At 68.2% G+C, this 16,874-nt stretch carries 13 protein-coding genes; all 13 read left to right on the forward strand.

Going from position 1 to position 16,874, the window contains the following annotated elements:
• Positions 1-2 precede the first annotated feature (2 nt).
• Positions 3-341: a DUF4233 domain-containing protein gene (locus TF1_RS07370; RefSeq protein ID WP_011292612.1), complete on the forward strand. Its 339-nt coding sequence runs from the start codon at positions 3-5 to the stop codon at positions 339-341.
• A 155-nt stretch (positions 342-496) separates the two neighbouring features.
• Complete coding sequence (gene ndk, locus TF1_RS07375) at positions 497-904, forward strand: nucleoside-diphosphate kinase (protein ID WP_011292611.1); 408 nt, start codon at positions 497-499, stop codon at positions 902-904.
• A gap of 405 nt (positions 905-1,309) precedes the next feature.
• Complete coding sequence (locus TF1_RS07380; protein ID WP_011292610.1) at positions 1,310-1,675, forward strand: hypothetical protein; 366 nt, start codon at positions 1,310-1,312, stop codon at positions 1,673-1,675.
• A 14-nt stretch (positions 1,676-1,689) separates the two neighbouring features.
• Entirely contained in the window at positions 1,690-2,895 is a 1,206-nt protein-coding gene (rodA, locus tag TF1_RS07385) for a rod shape-determining protein RodA (RefSeq protein ID WP_016189009.1), read from the forward strand.
• Positions 2,896-3,117: 222 nt separating this feature from the next.
• A complete protein-coding gene (locus TF1_RS07390; RefSeq protein WP_016189008.1) occupies positions 3,118-5,052 on the forward strand; it encodes a TIGR03960 family B12-binding radical SAM protein in 1,935 nt (644 codons plus the stop codon).
• A gap of 455 nt (positions 5,053-5,507) precedes the next feature.
• Complete coding sequence (locus tag TF1_RS07395; protein ID WP_227481046.1) at positions 5,508-6,293, forward strand: TIGR03936 family radical SAM-associated protein; 786 nt, start codon at positions 5,508-5,510, stop codon at positions 6,291-6,293.
• A gap of 118 nt (positions 6,294-6,411) precedes the next feature.
• Positions 6,412-9,138, forward strand: coding sequence for an Rne/Rng family ribonuclease (locus TF1_RS07400; RefSeq protein WP_061783772.1), 2,727 nt, complete (start codon positions 6,412-6,414; stop codon positions 9,136-9,138).
• A 226-nt stretch (positions 9,139-9,364) separates the two neighbouring features.
• Complete coding sequence (gene rplU, locus TF1_RS07405; RefSeq protein ID WP_011292605.1) at positions 9,365-9,676, forward strand: 50S ribosomal protein L21; 312 nt, start codon at positions 9,365-9,367, stop codon at positions 9,674-9,676.
• A gap of 15 nt (positions 9,677-9,691) precedes the next feature.
• Positions 9,692-9,958 (forward strand): 50S ribosomal protein L27, encoded by a 267-nt coding sequence (rpmA, locus tag TF1_RS07410; RefSeq protein WP_011292604.1) that lies wholly within the window; start codon positions 9,692-9,694, stop codon positions 9,956-9,958.
• A 95-nt stretch (positions 9,959-10,053) separates the two neighbouring features.
• Positions 10,054-11,418, forward strand: coding sequence for a GTPase ObgE (obgE, locus tag TF1_RS07415; RefSeq protein ID WP_011292603.1), 1,365 nt, complete (start codon positions 10,054-10,056; stop codon positions 11,416-11,418).
• A gap of 28 nt (positions 11,419-11,446) precedes the next feature.
• The gene (gene proB / locus TF1_RS07420; RefSeq protein WP_038043973.1) at positions 11,447-12,613 is read left to right on the forward strand and encodes a glutamate 5-kinase; all 1,167 of its coding nucleotides are present in this window, start codon (positions 11,447-11,449) and stop codon (positions 12,611-12,613) included.
• A gap of 216 nt (positions 12,614-12,829) precedes the next feature.
• Positions 12,830-15,688, forward strand: a complete 2,859-nt coding sequence (locus tag TF1_RS07425) for a bifunctional glycosyltransferase/CDP-glycerol:glycerophosphate glycerophosphotransferase (RefSeq protein ID WP_011292601.1) — start codon at positions 12,830-12,832, stop codon at positions 15,686-15,688.
• Positions 15,685-16,842 carry a glycosyltransferase gene (locus TF1_RS07430; RefSeq protein ID WP_011292600.1) on the forward strand — a complete coding sequence of 386 codons (1,158 nt, stop codon included), beginning with the start codon at positions 15,685-15,687 and terminating at the stop codon, positions 16,840-16,842. The genes TF1_RS07425 and TF1_RS07430 overlap by 4 nt, the downstream gene beginning before the upstream one ends.
• Positions 16,843-16,874 lie beyond the last annotated feature (32 nt).

Below are 16,874 nucleotides of genomic sequence, written 5' to 3' on the forward strand. Positions count from 1 at the left end.
TCGTGCGGACTGTCTGCGCCGTTGTCCTGGCCTTCGAAGCCATCGTGCTGGGACTGGCCGTTCCCGTGGCCATCCAACTCGGCGGCCACGCCCCCGGTTTCGCCGGAGCGGTCTGGGGCGGTCTGGCGCTCGCCGCCCTGGTCCTTGCCGCGCTCCAGCGCTTTACCTGGGGGTTCTACGCCGCATGCGCACTCCAGGTGGCGTTTCTGCTCAGCGGCTTTGTCGTACCGGGACTCATCTCCTTGGGCATTGTCTTCGTCGGGCTGTGGATTGCCGGAGTAGTCCTGGGACGGCGGGTAGAGGCAGCACAGCAGGCCGTCCACGACACGGAAAGCGCGTGAGCAGCACCGCCCTCGGAGTCGTCTCCCGCGCGCACGGGGAGGGGCCGCCGAACCGATAGGGTACCCACCACCGGAGGCAGAGCACCGCACCGGTGCGGTGCTCCTGGACCGGCAGCACCGTACACAGCCAACGACGTCTCAAGGAGAAAAGCACCGTGGAGCGCACCCTTGTCCTGATCAAGCCCGATGGCGTGCGGCGCAACATCATCGGCGAGGTCATCTCCCGTATCGAGCGCAAGGGCCTCAAGATCGTCGCCATGGAGCTGCGCACCCTGGACGAAGAGACCGCGAAAGCGCATTACGAGGAGCACGTCGAAAAGCCGTTCTTCTCGTCGCTGGTGGAGTTCATCACCGGCGGCCCGCTGGTCGCCATGGTGGTGGAGGGCAACCGGGCGATCGAGGCGTTCCGCTCCCTGGCGGGCGCCACCGACCCGGTCCTCGCCGCTCCCGGCACCATCCGCGGCGACTACGGTCTCGACGTCCAGGCCAACATCGTCCACGGTTCGGACTCCACCTACTCGGCCGAGCGCGAGATCAAGCTCTTCTTCCCTGACCTGGCCTGAACCGGGCAGAACTCTCTTACCACCGGCTACGGCACGACGCAGACCTACCGCGGCCAGGCGGAGCATTCCGCCTGGCCGCGGTGCTTTTTCCACCACGGTGCGACAAACCGGCGCGTTTGTGTAACTAACCAGATTCATAGAGTTACTCTGGGAGTGATCGGGGCAGGTAGCGCACGACGACCTGCGCGGTCGTGCCATGCCCGCAGACGGGCAGCGCTCCTGTCCGGTGCGGCGCGGACCCGGGACTACCGGGCCGATCCGCGATGCCCAGGACAGCGATCCTCGGCACGAGCGCAACCGTGGCGGGGAGAGGAACGCCAGCCCGGCCGGGTGCCGCTGGCGATAACGCCTCCACAGACAGTCCAACCGCAACCGCGCGGTGTGGCCACTAGGGGGGAGGAGGCCATGGGGGAGTCGAACAGAAGCGTCAAACGGTGGTCTCGCGGTGTCTGCGAGCACGGACCGGTCCTCGCCGCTCAGGCACTGGTGGTGTGCTTGCTGGCGCTGCTGATCGGCAGGTTGTGGTACCTCCAAGTGCCCATGGGGGAGTACTACCGGGCACTGGCCGGAGCGAACCGCGGCGAAGCCGTCTCCAGCGACCTCGAACAGCGTCTTGACGCCGTAGGCCAGCAGGACTCCGACGGAGCGGTCCTCACCGCTGCAGCCGCGGGCCAGCCAGCGACCGCGTCGTACCCGCATGACGAGACGATCCTTGCCCGCACCTCCTCGGTCTTCGGGGACGGAACGGCCGCCCGTCCGGCCGACGAATGATCCGGAAGGCCCGTATGTCGCTCCGCTTCGCGCAGGCCATGCGCCTGCCCGCACCGCTGCCGCACGTCAGCCAGGTCGCCGCCCGGATGCTGCCCCGCCACCTCGACGGGGTGCTTCTCGGAGCGGCGGTCACGCTCAGCATGGTGGGCGCCTTGCTGGTGTGGTCCGCCACCCTCCCGCCCACCGGACATGCCGGTCCGACGGTCTACGCCTGGCGACACCTGGGGCACCTGCTGCTGGCCCTGCCGCTCTGCCTCGCGCTCGCGTCGCTCACCCGGCGGGCACTCCGCGCCTACACTCCGGTGCTCTTCGTGGCCGTCACCGTGGCGCTGCTGCTCGTCCTCGGGCCCCTGGGGGAGACCGTCAACGGGTCCCGCTCGTGGATCGCACTCGGCGACTTGCGCGTCCAGCCCGCGGAGACCGCCAAGATCGCGCTCATCCTGGCCGTCGCCGCGGTGCTGGGCCGGCCCCGGCCGAGGACCCCACGGCCCCCTGCCTCAGACGTGTTGATCAGCTTGGGGGTCGCAGCGGTACCGATCGGGCTGATCCTGTTGCAACCGGACCTGGGAAGCGCCCTGGTGCTGACCGCGATCTATCTCGCTCTGCTCGCCTGCTCGGGGGCGCCGCTGCGCTGGCCGCTCGCCCTGCTCGGCTGCGGCGCGTTCACCGGTCTCGCGGTATGGCAGCTCGGCCTGCTCAAGGACTACCAGGTAGCGCGGTTCACGGCCTTCCTCGACCCGCACGCGGACCCGCTGGGCGCCGGATACAACGTCAACCAGGCGCTCATCGCGGTCGGCTCGGGCGGCCTGAGCGGCTCCGGGCTCTTCCACGGCGGGCAGACCAGCGGCAAGTTCGTCCCAGAACAGCACACCGACTTCGTCTTCAGTGTCGCAGCCGAGGAACTCGGTTTCGCGGGGGGATGCGCGGTCATCGTCCTGCTCGGAGTCGTCCTCTTGCGTATCCTGCGGGTCGCTTCCCGCTGTGACGAGGTCCACGGCCGCTTGGTCTGCATCGGGGTGGCGGCCTGGTTCTGTGTCCAAGTATTCGTCAACATCGGGATGACGCTGGGCCTCACCCCGGTCACCGGGCTCCCACTGCCGTTCGTCTCCTATGGGGGGAGCGCAGCCGTCGCGAACTTCGCCGCGCTCGGCCTGGTCATGGCGGTCCACGCGCACAACGAAGAGCGCCGTTCCCTGGAACCGGCGGGCACGAGGGGCTGATCCTGGAGCTCTGGCACGCGGCGGCCACCCGCCGCCCAGGGCGGCGAAAAATCTGTCCGAACGCTGTTCACAGTCCGGTAGCGTTGATCATCTGAGCCCGCAACGGGTACCAGGAGGACTCGACGATTCACCAGAGTCGAGGAAAGGCGCTTATGCTGACAAGCACAGGCGCTGTCTTCTGGCCGTCGTCGAACGACCGCGAACGTGAGGCCCGTTTTCCCGATGACTGTCGAATCCGTCTTCCCACAGTTGGAAGCGTTGCTGCCCCACGTGCAAAAACCGATCCAGTACGTGGGTGGTGAGCTGAACTCCGTCGTCAAGGAGTGGGACGACGCAGAAGTCCGGTGGGCACTGATGTACCCCGACGCCTATGAGGTTGGCGTGCCCAACCAGGGGGTCCAGATCCTCTACGAGATCCTCAACGAACGCGAGGGTGTACTCGCCGAACGCGCCTACGCGGTCTGGCCCGACCTGGAGAAACTCATGCGCGAGCACGGGGTCCCGCACTTCACCGTGGACTCCCACCGGCCGCTCGCCGCCTTCGACGTCCTCGGGGTCAGCTTCGCCAGCGAGATGGGCTACACCAACCTGCTCACTGCGCTGGACTTGGCGGGCATCCCGCTGCACGCGGTGGACCGCACCGACGAGCACCCGATCGTGCTGGCGGGCGGACACGCCATGTTCAACCCGGAGCCTATCGCCGACTTCCTGGACGCCGTGGTCCTGGGGGACGGCGAGGAGATCGCGATCGCGATCACCGAACTCATCCGGGAGTTCCGCCGGGAAGGGTCCCCGGGGGGACGCGACGAGCTGCTGTCCCGCCTGGCCGCCACCGGCGGGGTGTACGTGCCCAAGTTCTACGACGTCACCTACCTTCCGGACGGGCGGATCGAAAAGTACGTGCCCAACCGTCCCGGCGTCCCGTGGCGGGTGCAGAAGCACACCGTCATGAACCTCGACGACTGGCCCTACCCGAAGAACCCGATCGTTCCGATCGCCGAGTCCGTCCACGAGCGCTACAGCGTGGAGATTTTCCGTGGCTGCACGCGCGGCTGCCGGTTCTGCCAGGCCGGAATGATCACCCGCCCGGTGCGGGAGCGCAGCGAGAAGGCGATCGCCGCCATGGTCGACCACGGGCTGCGCTCCTCGGGATTCCAGGAGGTCGGCCTGCTCTCCCTGTCGAGCGCCGACCACAGCCAGATCAGCGAGATCACCAAGAACCTCGCGGACCGTTACGAAGGCACCCACACCGGGCTCTCGCTGCCCTCCACCCGGGTCGACGCCTTCAATATCGACTTGGCCAACGAGCTGACCCGTAACGGACGCCGCTCCGGGCTCACGTTCGCACCCGAGGGCGGCAGCGAGCGGATGCGTCGGGTCATCAACAAGATGGTCACCGAAGAGGACCTGATCCGCACGGTCACCGCGGCCTACGCGGCGGGGTGGCGCCAGGTCAAGCTGTACTTCATGTGCGGGCTGCCCACCGAGGAGGACGCCGACGTCCTCGCCATCGCCGACCTCGCCCGCAAGGTCATCAAGACGGGGCGTGAGGTCACCGGGCGTCGTGACATCCGCTGCACGGTGTCCATCGGCGGTTTCGTCCCGAAACCGCATACCCCCTTCCAGTGGGCGGGTCAGGCCCCCCACGAGGTCGTCGACAGCCGACTGCGGAAGCTGCGGGACGCCCTGCGCTCCGACCGGGAGTACGGCAAGTCCATCGGGCTGCGCTACCACGAGGGACGGCCGTCCATCATCGAAGGCCTCCTCTCCCGAGGCGATCGCCGGCTGTGCCGGGTCGTGGAGCGGGTGTGGCGCGAAGGCGGCCGTTTCGACGGGTGGAGCGAGTACTTCTCCTACGAGCGCTGGGTGAAGGCCGTCGAAGAAGAGCTGGCCGACGAGCCCGTGGACTTGGACTGGTACACGGTGCGCGAGCGCGATGCCGATGAGGTGCTGCCCTGGGACCACCTGGACGCCGGACTGGATCGGGAGTGGCTCTGGCAGGACTGGCAGGACGCCTTGCACGGCGAGGAAGCGGTGGAGGTCGACGACTGCCGCTGGAGCCCCTGCTACGACTGCGGGGTCTGCCCGAGCATGGGAACCCAGATCCAGACCCACGGCGTTCCGGGACGCAAACTGCTTCCGCTGAGCGTGGTATGAGGTGGGAGAAGTCGGCGAGGGGAGTGCCGGGTCGACGAAAGTACGGCCCGGCACCCCGCTCGCGCCGGGCCGTACACCTAATTGGACGTACCAGCGGTGGGGTTGGTTGGCAAAAGAACAGGGGTTTTCCGAAAAACTCCGCGTGGCCCGCGGCACCGCCGCAGCCGGCATCGTCGAAACCACGCTTTTCAACTCCGGTCACAGTGGGAAGAGCAATGACTGTGCCGGAACAACACGCCTACGGGGAAGAGTTGTACTTCAACGAGGGCAATGGCACAGAGTTGCCGGTACGCCCCGTAGGCTGAAAATAAGACGGACCTCTCCCGGGGGACCACGGACCCACATCGGGTCGATCCGCGCGGGAGTGTGAGGATTTGAGGAAAGGAGCAGAGCTGCCCCCCGCACTTGAGGGCGCCGATTCGCTCTCCAACGGAAGCCAGGCCCAACGGTTGCGTGTGCGGTACGCGAAGCGCCACCGCATGAGATTCGCGAGCCATCGCGATATCGCTCGCGTACTTGAGCGTGCACTGCGCCGGGCCGAGGTACCCGTAGCTTTTTCGGCGGGGTTCTCGCCTCATCCCAAGATCTCCTACGCGGGTGCGGCTCCCACGGGAGTGGCAAGTGAGGCGGAGTATTGCGAGCTCACTCTGGCCGAGCCGATGGACCCCGAACGTGTCCGGGAGCGGCTCAACGCCGCGATGCCGGACGGTATCGCCATCCTCGACGTGGTCCCGGCAGCGACCAGCGGTTGGGCAGACCGTCTGGAAGCATCGGAGTGGCGAATCGAACTTCCCGGTGTCGGCCCCGACGACGCCGAGGCAGCCGTTGCCGCGTTCCTCGCGGCCGAGCAGGTTGAAGTGGAGCGACTCACCAAGAAAGGGCGTCGCCGGTTCGACGTACGCCCGGCCGTGTTCCTGCTGGACGTCGCTAGGCGCGCCGCAACGGAACGACAAGAGACATATGCCATACTTCGCTTGATCGTGCGGCATACCACTCCTGTCGTACGACCCGACGACGTGGTGACCGGCCTCCGTCAGATCGCCGATCTCGCCTTGCCAGCACCGGCCAGGATGACCAGGTTGGCGCAGGGGCCGCTTGATGAGGATTCCGGAACCATCGCGGACCCGCTCGCCGTCGACGCTGCGGCCGCGAGGCCAGGCGCCACCGTCGTCAGCGCACACGCCGGATCCGCAGCGGCGCGGTCCGGATCGGGGAACGTGAGCGCAGTTCAAGGACTTTGACCGGCGTCGCCGTGATGGCGACGCCGGTGTGGATATTGACAGCGATAGTTCTCAGGCGCCGCGGCCGGGCACCTCGTGCGGGGCCGTGCCCGAGAACTTTTGACGGGAGACCGCCCGGATGCTCGAGAACGAGCCCAACAACGGTGTGGATAGCACCGAGGGGACAACTGAAATAGAGACAAGCACACGATCGAACGGTTCGACCGTCGTCGGCATGTCCGGTACGGTGCGCCTGGCCCAGCCGGTACGCCGAGGCCGAGCCGCAAGCAGGCCCGCGGGACCACCGCCCGAACCCGACCCGATCCCGGTGACGGCGCGGACGACCGTGGCTGCCACCTCTATCGAGCTGGTCACTGACCCGGCTCCGTCGAAGTCAGCCGCCGAGGACACGGCAGAGGAGGAGCCGAAACGGCGGAGTCGTAAGACCACGGCCCGTACCTCGCGCACCCGTACCCGGAGCAGGACAGCGACCACCGACGATACCGAGCCGACCGGCCAGGACACGACCCCAGGAGCGGAACGGAGCAGCGGGGAGAGCGCCGCGCAGGCCGCGCCCGCGGGCAACACTCTCGCGCCCGCGGCCCAGGACACGCGTCCTGCTGACCCTAGCGCGGTAGCCGCCGTCACCTTCCAACCGCCCATGGTGGTCTTCCAACCGCCGGTCGTGGAGTCGGTAGAGCCGGACAGCCCGCAGGACGCGGGGGAGGAGCTGGACGAGGCCGAGGATCTCAGCGCGGAGATCGAACTGGCGGTGGAGGAGCGCCCCACCCGCCGCAGGCGGCGGAGGAGGCGCAACCGGTCCCGCAGCGGGGACGACGGCGAGGCCGCTGATACCAGCGACACCACGGACGACGCGGAGACGACGGCCGACGAGACCGAGAAAGGCAGCGCGGGGGAGGCACCTGCCGCTGCCGCCGCGGACACGACCGAGGAGACCGAGGCGACGACGACCGGTACCCGGCGTCGCCGTCGGCGCCGCCGCCGTTCCGGGGTAGAGGTCACCACCGAGCCGGAAGCCGATGATCAGTCCAGTACGGCGGCCCGCACTCGTCCCGCCCGCGCTGAACGGCCGATCGAGGAAGAAGTGCAGGCGGTCCGCGGGTCGACGCGTTTGGAAGCCAAGCGGCAGCGCCGTCGGGAAGGACGGGAGCAGGGACGCCGCCGCCCCACCATCATCACCGAGTCGGAGTTCCTGGCCCGCCGCGAGTCCGTCAAACGTGACCTGATCGTCCGCCGGATCGGGGAACGCACCCAGATCGCCGTGCTCGAAGACAACGTGCTCGTCGAGCACTACGTGGACCGTGCCGACCACAAGTCGTACGTCGGCAACGTCTACCTGGGTCGGGTGCAGAACGTGCTGCCGTCGATGGAGGCGGCCTTCGTCGACATCGGCAAAGGGCGCAACGCAGTACTGTACGCGGGCGAAGTCAACTGGGACGCCACCGGCCTGGAAGGCCAGCCCCGCCGGATCGAGTCGGTGCTCAAGTCCGGCCAGTCTGTGCTGGTGCAGGTCACCAAAGACCCGGTCGGGCACAAAGGTGCCCGGTTGACCAGCCAGATCAGCCTGCCCGGCCGCTACTTGGTGTATGTGCCTGACGGCTCGATGACGGGCATCAGCCGCAAGCTGCCCGACAAGGAACGGGCCCGGCTCAAGCAGATCTTGAAGAAGGTCATGCCCAACGGGGCCGGCGTGATCGTGCGTACCGCGGCAGAGGGGGCCAGCGAAGAGGAGCTGGAGCGCGACATCGCCCGCCTGTCGCAGCAGTGGGAGTCCATCAAGCGCAAGGCGAAGTCAGCGACCGCCCCGGCGCTCCTCAGCAGCGAACCAGACCTCACCATCCGCGTGGTCCGGGACATTTTCAACGAAGATTTCTCCAGCCTCGTCGTCTCCGGCGACGATGCGTGGGAGACCATCCGCGACTACGTCAACCAGGTCGCCCCACACTTGGCGGACCGTCTGTCGCACTGGACCGAAGACCGCGACATCTTCGAGGCCTACCGCATCGATGAGCAGATCGCCAAGGCGCTGGAGCGCAAAGTGTGGCTGCCCAGCGGCGGTTCGCTGATCATCGACCGTACCGAGGCGATGACGGTCATCGACGTCAACACCGGCAAGTTCACCGGCCAGGGCGGGAACCTTGAGGAGACGGTCACCAAGAACAACCTCGAGGCGGCCGAGGAGATCGTGCGCCAGCTCCGACTGCGGGACATCGGCGGCATCATCGTCATCGACTTCATCGACATGGTGCTGGAAAGCAACCGCGACTTGGTGCTACGCCGCATGCTGGAATGCCTGTCCCGGGACCGCACCAAGCACCAGGTGGCCGAGGTCACGTCGCTGGGCCTGGTTCAGATGACGCGCAAGCGGGTCGGCCAAGGGTTGCTAGAGGCTTTCTCGCACACCTGCGAGCACTGCAACGGCCGCGGCCTCATCCTGCAGACCGATCTGCTCGAGTCCAAGTCCGGCGGGCGCAAGAAGAAGAACAAGAACAACGGCGCGAATAAGAACGGCGTCGGCGCGGAGAAAACCTCGGCAGACCAGGGCAAGGCCACGGACAAGGCGCGGGCCGGCGGAGACGCCGAGACTGCAGCGCAGGCCGAGGCTAACGGCGGTGCCACGCGTACCGCCAAAGATGTTGCGGGATCGCCCGAGAAACAGGAGGATTCGGTTCCATCCATCTCGGAGTCCGGCAGCGAGTCCTCCGCGCAGGCGAACGCTGTCCCGGAGACGAAGGAGGCTGCTGAACAGCCAGCCGAGACAGTGGCGGAACGCCCCCGGCGCCGCCGGATCCGGCGCAGGGCCGGGGTGGTCGTCTCCGAGACGGCGGTGGCTGAAGCCGGATGATCGTCAGCCGGGCGGGGCATCCCGCCCGGCTCCGACCGCTGCAGCGTGCAGACCTCCTGCGAGCGAGTGGTAGGCTGAAATACGGTGCGTCGGCGCGCCCCACATGTTCGCGCGCCTGAGACCTCCTTTCAATCCCTGCTGCCGCTTGCGGGCGGCGAGCGGGTTGATGACCGCGGTCGATTGTGAGCGCATTCTTTTCTGTAGCGAACAGGAAGTGAGTTTCCCGGTGTACGCGATCGTGCGAGCGGGCGGCCGACAGGAAAAGGTCTCCGTCGATGACGTGGTGACCATCGACAGGGTGGCCAAAGAGGCCGGTGACACGCTCAACCTCGAGCCGCTGCTTGTCGTGGACAACGGCAAGGTTGTCAGCGATGCAGCCGAGCTGAACAAGTACCAGGTCACCGCTGAGGTCCTCGGTGAAGTGACCGGACCCAAGATCAAGATCCTGAAGTACAAGAGCAAGACCGGTTACAAGAGGCGTCTGGGACACCGTCAGAAGTACACCCAGATCCGGGTCACCGGTATCGCCGCGAAGTAGCGGGAGGAGCGCGAGATGGCACACAAGAAGGGCGCGTCGTCCAGCCGTAACGGACGCGACTCCAACGCCAAGCGGCTCGGCGTCAAGCGCTTCGGTGGACAGTACGTCAAGGCTGGCGAGATCCTGGTCCGCCAGCGCGGTACCCGTTTCCACCCCGGTGACAACGTCGGTCGAGGCGGTGACGACACTCTGTTTGCTCTGGTCGCAGGCAGGGTCGAGTTCGGAAACCTGCGGGGCCGCAAAGCCGTAAGCGTCATCCCGACCCCCGTCGCCAGTGAATAGGCCCGGGGAGACGGTGTAGTAAACGTGAGGCGGGCCAGTGACACTGGCCCGCCTCACGTGCGTTCGACCACCAGACGGATCGAGGAGCCAGCGACATGTCCGATTTCGTCGACGAAGCGGTCTTGCATCTCAAGGCCGGGGACGGCGGGCACGGCTGCGTCTCTATCCACCGGGAGAAGTTCAAGCCGCTGGGCGGCCCCGACGGCGGTAACGGCGGCCACGGTGGGGACGTGATCCTGGAGGTCGACCGCAACACCGCAACCCTGTTGGAGTACCAGCGCCGCCCGCACCGCAAGGCGGAGAACGGTGCTCCCGGGCAGGGAAGCAACCGTTCCGGGGCGAGCGGCGCCGACCTGGTCCTGCCGGTCCCCGACGGCACCGTGGTGACCACCTTGGACGGGGAAGTGATCGCGGACCTGGTCGGCCACGGGACCCGGCTGGTCGTCGCCCGGGGCGGCCGAGGCGGGCTCGGCAACGCCGCCCTCGCCTCCCCGAAACGCAAAGCCCCCGGGTTCGCACTCAAAGGGGAGCCCGGAGAGAAAGTCGACATCCGCCTGGAGCTGAAGACCATCGCCGATGTCGGCCTCGTCGGTTTTCCCAGCGCGGGCAAGTCGTCGCTGATCGCGGCGATGTCGGCGGCCCGCCCGAAGATCGCCGACTACCCGTTCACCACGCTTGTGCCCAACCTCGGCGTCGTGGAAGCGGGACAGACCCAGTACGTGGTCGCCGACGTTCCCGGGCTCATTCCTGGCGCGAGCGAAGGCAAAGGACTGGGACTGGAGTTCCTGCGCCACGTGGAACGCTGCTCCACCCTGCTCCACGTCCTGGACTGCGCCACCTACGAACCGGGACGGGACCCCATCAGCGACCTCGAAGCCGTGGAACGGGAATTGGCCGTCTACGGGGAACGCACCGGCGTGGACCTGTCCGACCGGCCGCGGCTCGTGGCGTTGAACAAGATCGACGTGCCGGAGGCACGTGAGCTCGCCGAACTCGTCGAACCCATGCTGGTGGAACGCGGATACCGGGTGCTCCAGGTCTCTGCAGCCACCCGGGAAGGGCTGAAGGAACTGGCCTATGCGCTCGGCGAGCAGGTGGCCGCAGCCCGCGCCGCCCGCCCGCCGGAGGAGCCGACCCGCCTGATCCTGCGGCCGCGCGAGATCGGCGAAATCCCCTTCCAAGTCATCCCGCTCGGCAACAACGTCTTCCGGGTGATCGGCGACAAGCCCACCCGCTGGGTGCGCCAAACGGACTTCAGCAACGACGAAGCTGTCGGCTATCTCGCGGACCGGCTCAACCGTCTCGGGATCGAGGAGGCCCTCGCAGAAGCGGGCGCTACCGCAGGCGCCGAGGTGCACATCGGGGACGAGGACAACCCCGTGGTCTTCGACTGGGATCCCACGGTCGACAGCGAGCAGACTGTGCTGGGCCCGCGCGGCACCGATCCCCGGTTGAGCTGATCCCCGTGACGCGAAAGGACAGGTAAACGTGGGCACAGGCGTCGGTCAGACGCGTGCGGAAATCGCTCAGGCGCGACGAGTCGTGGTCAAGGTGGGCTCCTCCTCTCTCACCACCCCGCAAGGCGGCCTCGACCACGAGCGGATCCGCGACCTCACCGACGTGCTGGCGGAACGCCGCAAAGCGGGCACCGAAGTGGTGCTGGTCTCCTCCGGAGCGGTCGCCGCGGGAATGGCTCCCCTGGGCCTCACCCAGCGGCCCCGCGACCTCGCTACCCAGCAGGCCGCGGCCAGCGTAGGCCAAGGGCTGCTCCTGGCCCGCTACACCGCCGAGTTCGCCCGGCATTCGCTGACTGCCGCGCAGATCCTGTTGACCGCCGACGACCTGATGCGCCGCGCCCAGTACCGCAACGCGCAGCGCGCGATGAGCCGCCTGCTGGAGATCGGCGCGGTGCCGATCGTCAACGAGAACGACACGGTCGCCACCCACGAGATCCGGTTCGGCGACAACGACCGGCTCGCCGCCCTCGTCGCCCACTTGCTGCGCGCGGACGTGCTGGTGCTGTTGACCGACGTGGACGCGCTGTACGACGGGAACCCGTCCCTGCCGACGAGCACACGCATCACCCAGGTCAACGGCCCGGAGGATCTTGTCGGGGTGGACCTCGGCAGCGCGAACAAGCGCGGGGTGGGGACCGGCGGCATGATCACCAAGGTCGAATCCGCGCGGATCGCGACCGAAGCGGGGGTGGCTACTGTGCTGACCTCGGCGGCCAACGCCCGGGCTGCGCTCCGAGGTGATCCCGTCGGCACGTTCTTCGTCCCCGCGGAACACCGCCGCCCGTCCAGCCGCCAACTCTGGCTGGCCCATGCGACGGCGGGCCGCGGCAGTGTCTTCTTGGACCCGGGGGCGGTGCATGCCGTGGTCACCGAGAAAGCGTCCCTGCTGCCCGCGGGGGTCATCAAAGTGGAAGGCGATTTCAACGCGGGCGACCCCGTGGACTTGCGGGACGAGAACGGTGTCCTCGTCGCCCGCGGCCTGGTCAACTACGACTCTGCGGAGATCCCCGACTTGATGGGCCGCTCCACCCGGTGGCTGGCCCGGGAGCTCGGCGCCGAATACAGCCGCGAGATCGTGCACCGCGACGACCTGGTCGTGCTCCGCAACGGCAGCACCAGCGACCGGGAAGCCTGCTGACCGCCCCATAATCGGTGAGCTGCAGGAGCGCCGCGCGTCGGCGCTCCTGCGCTGCGCGACACGTGCAACCACCCCAACTGCCCCGAAAAGCACCTTTTGTGGAAGATTTTCGCGGCTCTGGCCGGTGCTTTCCGTCCGGCTTCTTAGGCTGCCGGTACGCATGTCCCGTGACATAGCGGCCGCGCTAGCGGTCCACGCCGGACGGACGGGGTTCCTATGGTCGACGTCAGTGTGGTGGTCATCGTCTACAACGACGAAAAGCGGCTACCTACCGCGGTGCAGTCCGTACTGAACCAGGCACTGCGGAGCGTGGAAGCCGTCATCGTCGACGACCACAGCTCCGACGGGAGTTTCGCGGTAGCCCAGAGATTCGCGGAACGCTACCCCGACCGGGTCCGCGCATTCCGCCTGCCCTCCAACAGCGGAGGCTGCGGACAACCCCGCAACTACGGCATTGAACGGGCTGCGGGCCGCTATGTGATGTTCCTGGACAGCGACGACGAACTGGACCGCAACGCCTGCCGCGCCATGGTACGGGCGATCGAGACCACCGGAGCGGACTTTGTCTCCGGCCTGTGCGTCCGCGTCCACACCACCCCGCGCGGACGCAAGGAAAAACCCTGGTACCGGTGGATCTACCGGCAGACCCGAGTGCTGGACTCGCTCACCGACGACCCCGATCCGCTGGTCTGGGACACGCTTGCCACCAACAAGTGCTATCGCCGGTCTTTCCTCCTCAACCACCGGCTCCGTTTCCCCACCGGGATCGCCTACGAGGACTTCCTGTTCACCGCCCGGGCCTGGCTGGCAGCGCGGCGCGTCGCCCTGATCCCCAACACGGTCTACTACTGGCATGTCTCCGACAGCCCGGAGCGCCGGTCGATCACGCAGCGCCGGGACGAGATCGGCAACCTCGCCGACCGGCTCGCCATGCACCGCGAAATCGACGCCCTGCTCGCCGAACGCGGCCTGGACACGGTCCACCTCGCCAAAAGCGTCAAATTCCTCAAGCACGACCTGGTCCTCCACTTGCGCGACCTTCCGCTCCGCACCGAGGAGTACCGGCGGTCGTTCCTCGACCTGGTGGGCCCCTATGTCGCGCACCTGCCGACGGAGGCCTACCACCAGCTCCGGCCGCTGCAGGCGATATGCGCCTACCTGGTCGCCCAAGGCGACGGCGACGCTCTCCTGCCCGCGGCCGACGCACTCATCAACCCCCACAAGACCGCGGTGCCCCTGGCGGAGCGGGAAGGGCGCATCTACTGGAGCACCCGGCACCTCAACGACCCGCTGGGCCGGGAGCTCCTCGACGTCACCGACCTCGGCTATCACCTCAAACCGTTGCACAAGCTCGCTCCCCGCACCGTGGTCACCGGCCAGCGGGTCGACGGCCGCTGGCTGCGGCTGTCGGGGCGCGTGACCAACCCGCTGGGCCGTATCCCCACGCCGACGAGCTCTCGGGTGCGCGGCCGCCTGGAACTCACCGCCCGCCGCGCCGGGTGGCGCGTCTTCCGTTTCCCCCTCCGCCAGCTCGTCCACCGCGGAGACCACCTCACCTGGGCGGCCGACCTCGACCTGGGGCGCGTCTTCCACCCGATCGGCATCGTCGACCACGTGTGGGATCTGCGGCTGGTCATGGATATCGACGGGACGCGCGTGCGCAGCCGCCTCACCGTCGTCCACCCCGACCTGGACACTGCTCCGCTGCCCGTTCAGCCGCTGCTGCCCGGACTGGGCGCCGACCAGGTGGTCGCGGAAGTGTCCGCCAAAGGACACCTCGCGCTGCGGGTCGTCCCGTCCACTGCGGTCCAACACCGGGCACGCACCGCTCTCGTCGCAGCAGCCGGCACCCCCGCGGGCCGGCGCAGCCGGGCGCTGCTCGCCACAGCCCGCCGCGTTCCGCGCCTGCTCGCCTCGGAACAGAACAAGCGGTGGCTCTACCACACGGTGCTGTGCCGGCTGCCGCGGCACCGCGGACTCGCTGTCTTCGAAAGCCACCTGGGGCAGCGCTACTCCGACAGTCCCCGGGCGATCTACGAAGAGCTACGCCGCCGCGACCTGCCCATGACCGCGGTGTGGTCCTATGCGCACACCCCGGACGGCTTCCCACGCGATGCGGTCCTGGTCCGCCGGTGGAGCCTGCGCTACCTGGTGGCCCTCGCCCGTGCCGAGTACTGGATCGACAACCAGGGCTTCCCTTCAGGGCTGCGTAAACCCGCCCACACCACCTACCTGCAGACGTGGCACGGCAGCGCCCTCAAACGCATGGGGTTCGACGAACCCGAAGTGCAGTTGCGGAGCCGGGCAGCGCGGGACCGGCTCCGCGCGGACCTCGGCCGGTTCGACGCCTTCTGCGTGCGGTCCCACCACGACATGGAGACACTGATCCCGGCGTTCCGTCTCAACCCCGCGGTGGCGCTCCCCGTCGGCTACCCCCGCAACGACGCCCTGGTGCGGCAGCGGCAGCAGGAGGAGCGGACCGGGCGGCGCACCTATCCGCGGATCGGTGCCGCACCGCACCTTCCCGACCACCGGCGCATCCTGCTGTATGCGCCCACGTTCCGCGGGCGGCCGCGGCGGCGGACCGCGGTGCGGCCGCTGTTCGACCTCGCGGCGTTCGCCCGCGAGTTCGGCGACCAGTACGTGCTGCTCGTCCGCTCCCACTACCTCGAGCGTCTGGTGGTGCCGCCCTCGGCAGCCGAAGCGGTGATCGACGTCTCCGCGGAGCACGACACCACCCCGCTGCTCGCCGCGGCGGATGCGCTCATCACCGACTACTCCTCGGTGATGTTCGACTACGTGCTGCTCGACCGTCCGATGATCTACTACGTGCCCGACTATGACGACTACGTGCACCATGCGCGGGGCACCTACTTCTCTCTGGCGGAAGTGGCACCCGGACCGCTGGCGTTCACCGAGGAAGAGCTGTTCGCCGCGCTCCGGGAACTGGACACAGCCGATACCGAGTACGTCAAAGCCCGCCGAGCCTTCGCCGAGCGTTTCGCTGCCTACGACACTGGGACGGCTGCGCGCGCCATCGTCGACCGGTTCTTTCTCCAGGAAGGCCGCCGATGAACAGCGCTCCCGAACGGCGACGTGACCTGTTCCTGGTCGCCAACAGCGTCAACGAGCTGGGCGGTGTCACGAGCTGGACGCACCGCATGGCCCGCCTCTTCACCGACCGGGGCCACCGCGTGCACGTGGTGGGAGTCGCCCCCCCCAATGTCGTCCAAGAGGTCGGGGAGACGCCCTATCCCACGACCACCTTGCACGCGACCCGACCCCCGTCCCTGCGGCCGCCCCGGCGGCTCCGCGACCGGCTCAACGTGGGGGCGCGCCTGCGGCGGGCCCGCTGGGAAGCGACCCGACGCGCTCACGCGGCCGTACTGTCCGACCTGCTGCAGACCGCGGCACCCGGCGGGGTGGTCATCGTCACCCAAGTGTGGGCGATGGAGTGGGTGGCTATGGCCGATACCGCGGGCTTGCACGTGGTGGGGATGACCCACGAATCGTTCGAGGAGTCCAGGCGGACCTCCAGGTTCGCTCGAGTCCAGCGGTACTACCGGGACGTGGACTGCCTGCTTGCGCTCACCCGGGAGGACGCGGACCGGTGGATCAACCAAGGGCTCAACAACCTCGACGTCATGCCCAACCCGCTGCCGTGGTACCCCGAGGAGCCGTCGCCGCGCACCGGTCGGGTGGTGGCGAGCATCGGCCGATTCGACGAGCAGAAGCGGGTCGACCTTCTCCTGGAGACGTGGGCCAAGGTGGCGCCCCGCTTCCCGGAGTGGACGCTGCGGATCTACGGGAGCGGCGCCGAAGAGCAGGAGCTGCGCGACTACTGCAGCCATTTGGGGCTGGACGACTCCGTGCAGTGGATGGGGACGACATCCGATGTGCCCGGGGCGCTGCGGGAGGCGTCGGTTTTCGTCCAGTCGTCACGCGGGGAAGGTTTCCCGCTCGTGCTGCTCGAGGCGATGGCGTGCGCGGTGCCGTGTGTGGCTTTCGATTGTGCTCCGGGGGTGCGTGAGATCGTCACCGACGGCGTCGACGGGCTGCTGGCCCCGCCCGGGGATACGCACGCCCTCGCGGACCGGCTCGCGCAGATCCTCGCCGACCAGGAGCTCCGCGACCGGTTGGGGGACCAGGCACGGCGTTCCGTGACCCGGTACGCCCCTGAGAAGATCGTGCGCCGCTGGGAAGAGCTGTTCGACTTCCTGGACCGGTAGCGGCACGGTGCCGCGGCCGCCCGCGGGGCGGA

Source organism: Thermobifida fusca NBRC 14071 = JCM 3263, from assembly GCF_001592045.1.
Lineage (GTDB): Bacteria > Actinomycetota > Actinomycetes > Streptosporangiales > Streptosporangiaceae > Thermobifida > Thermobifida fusca.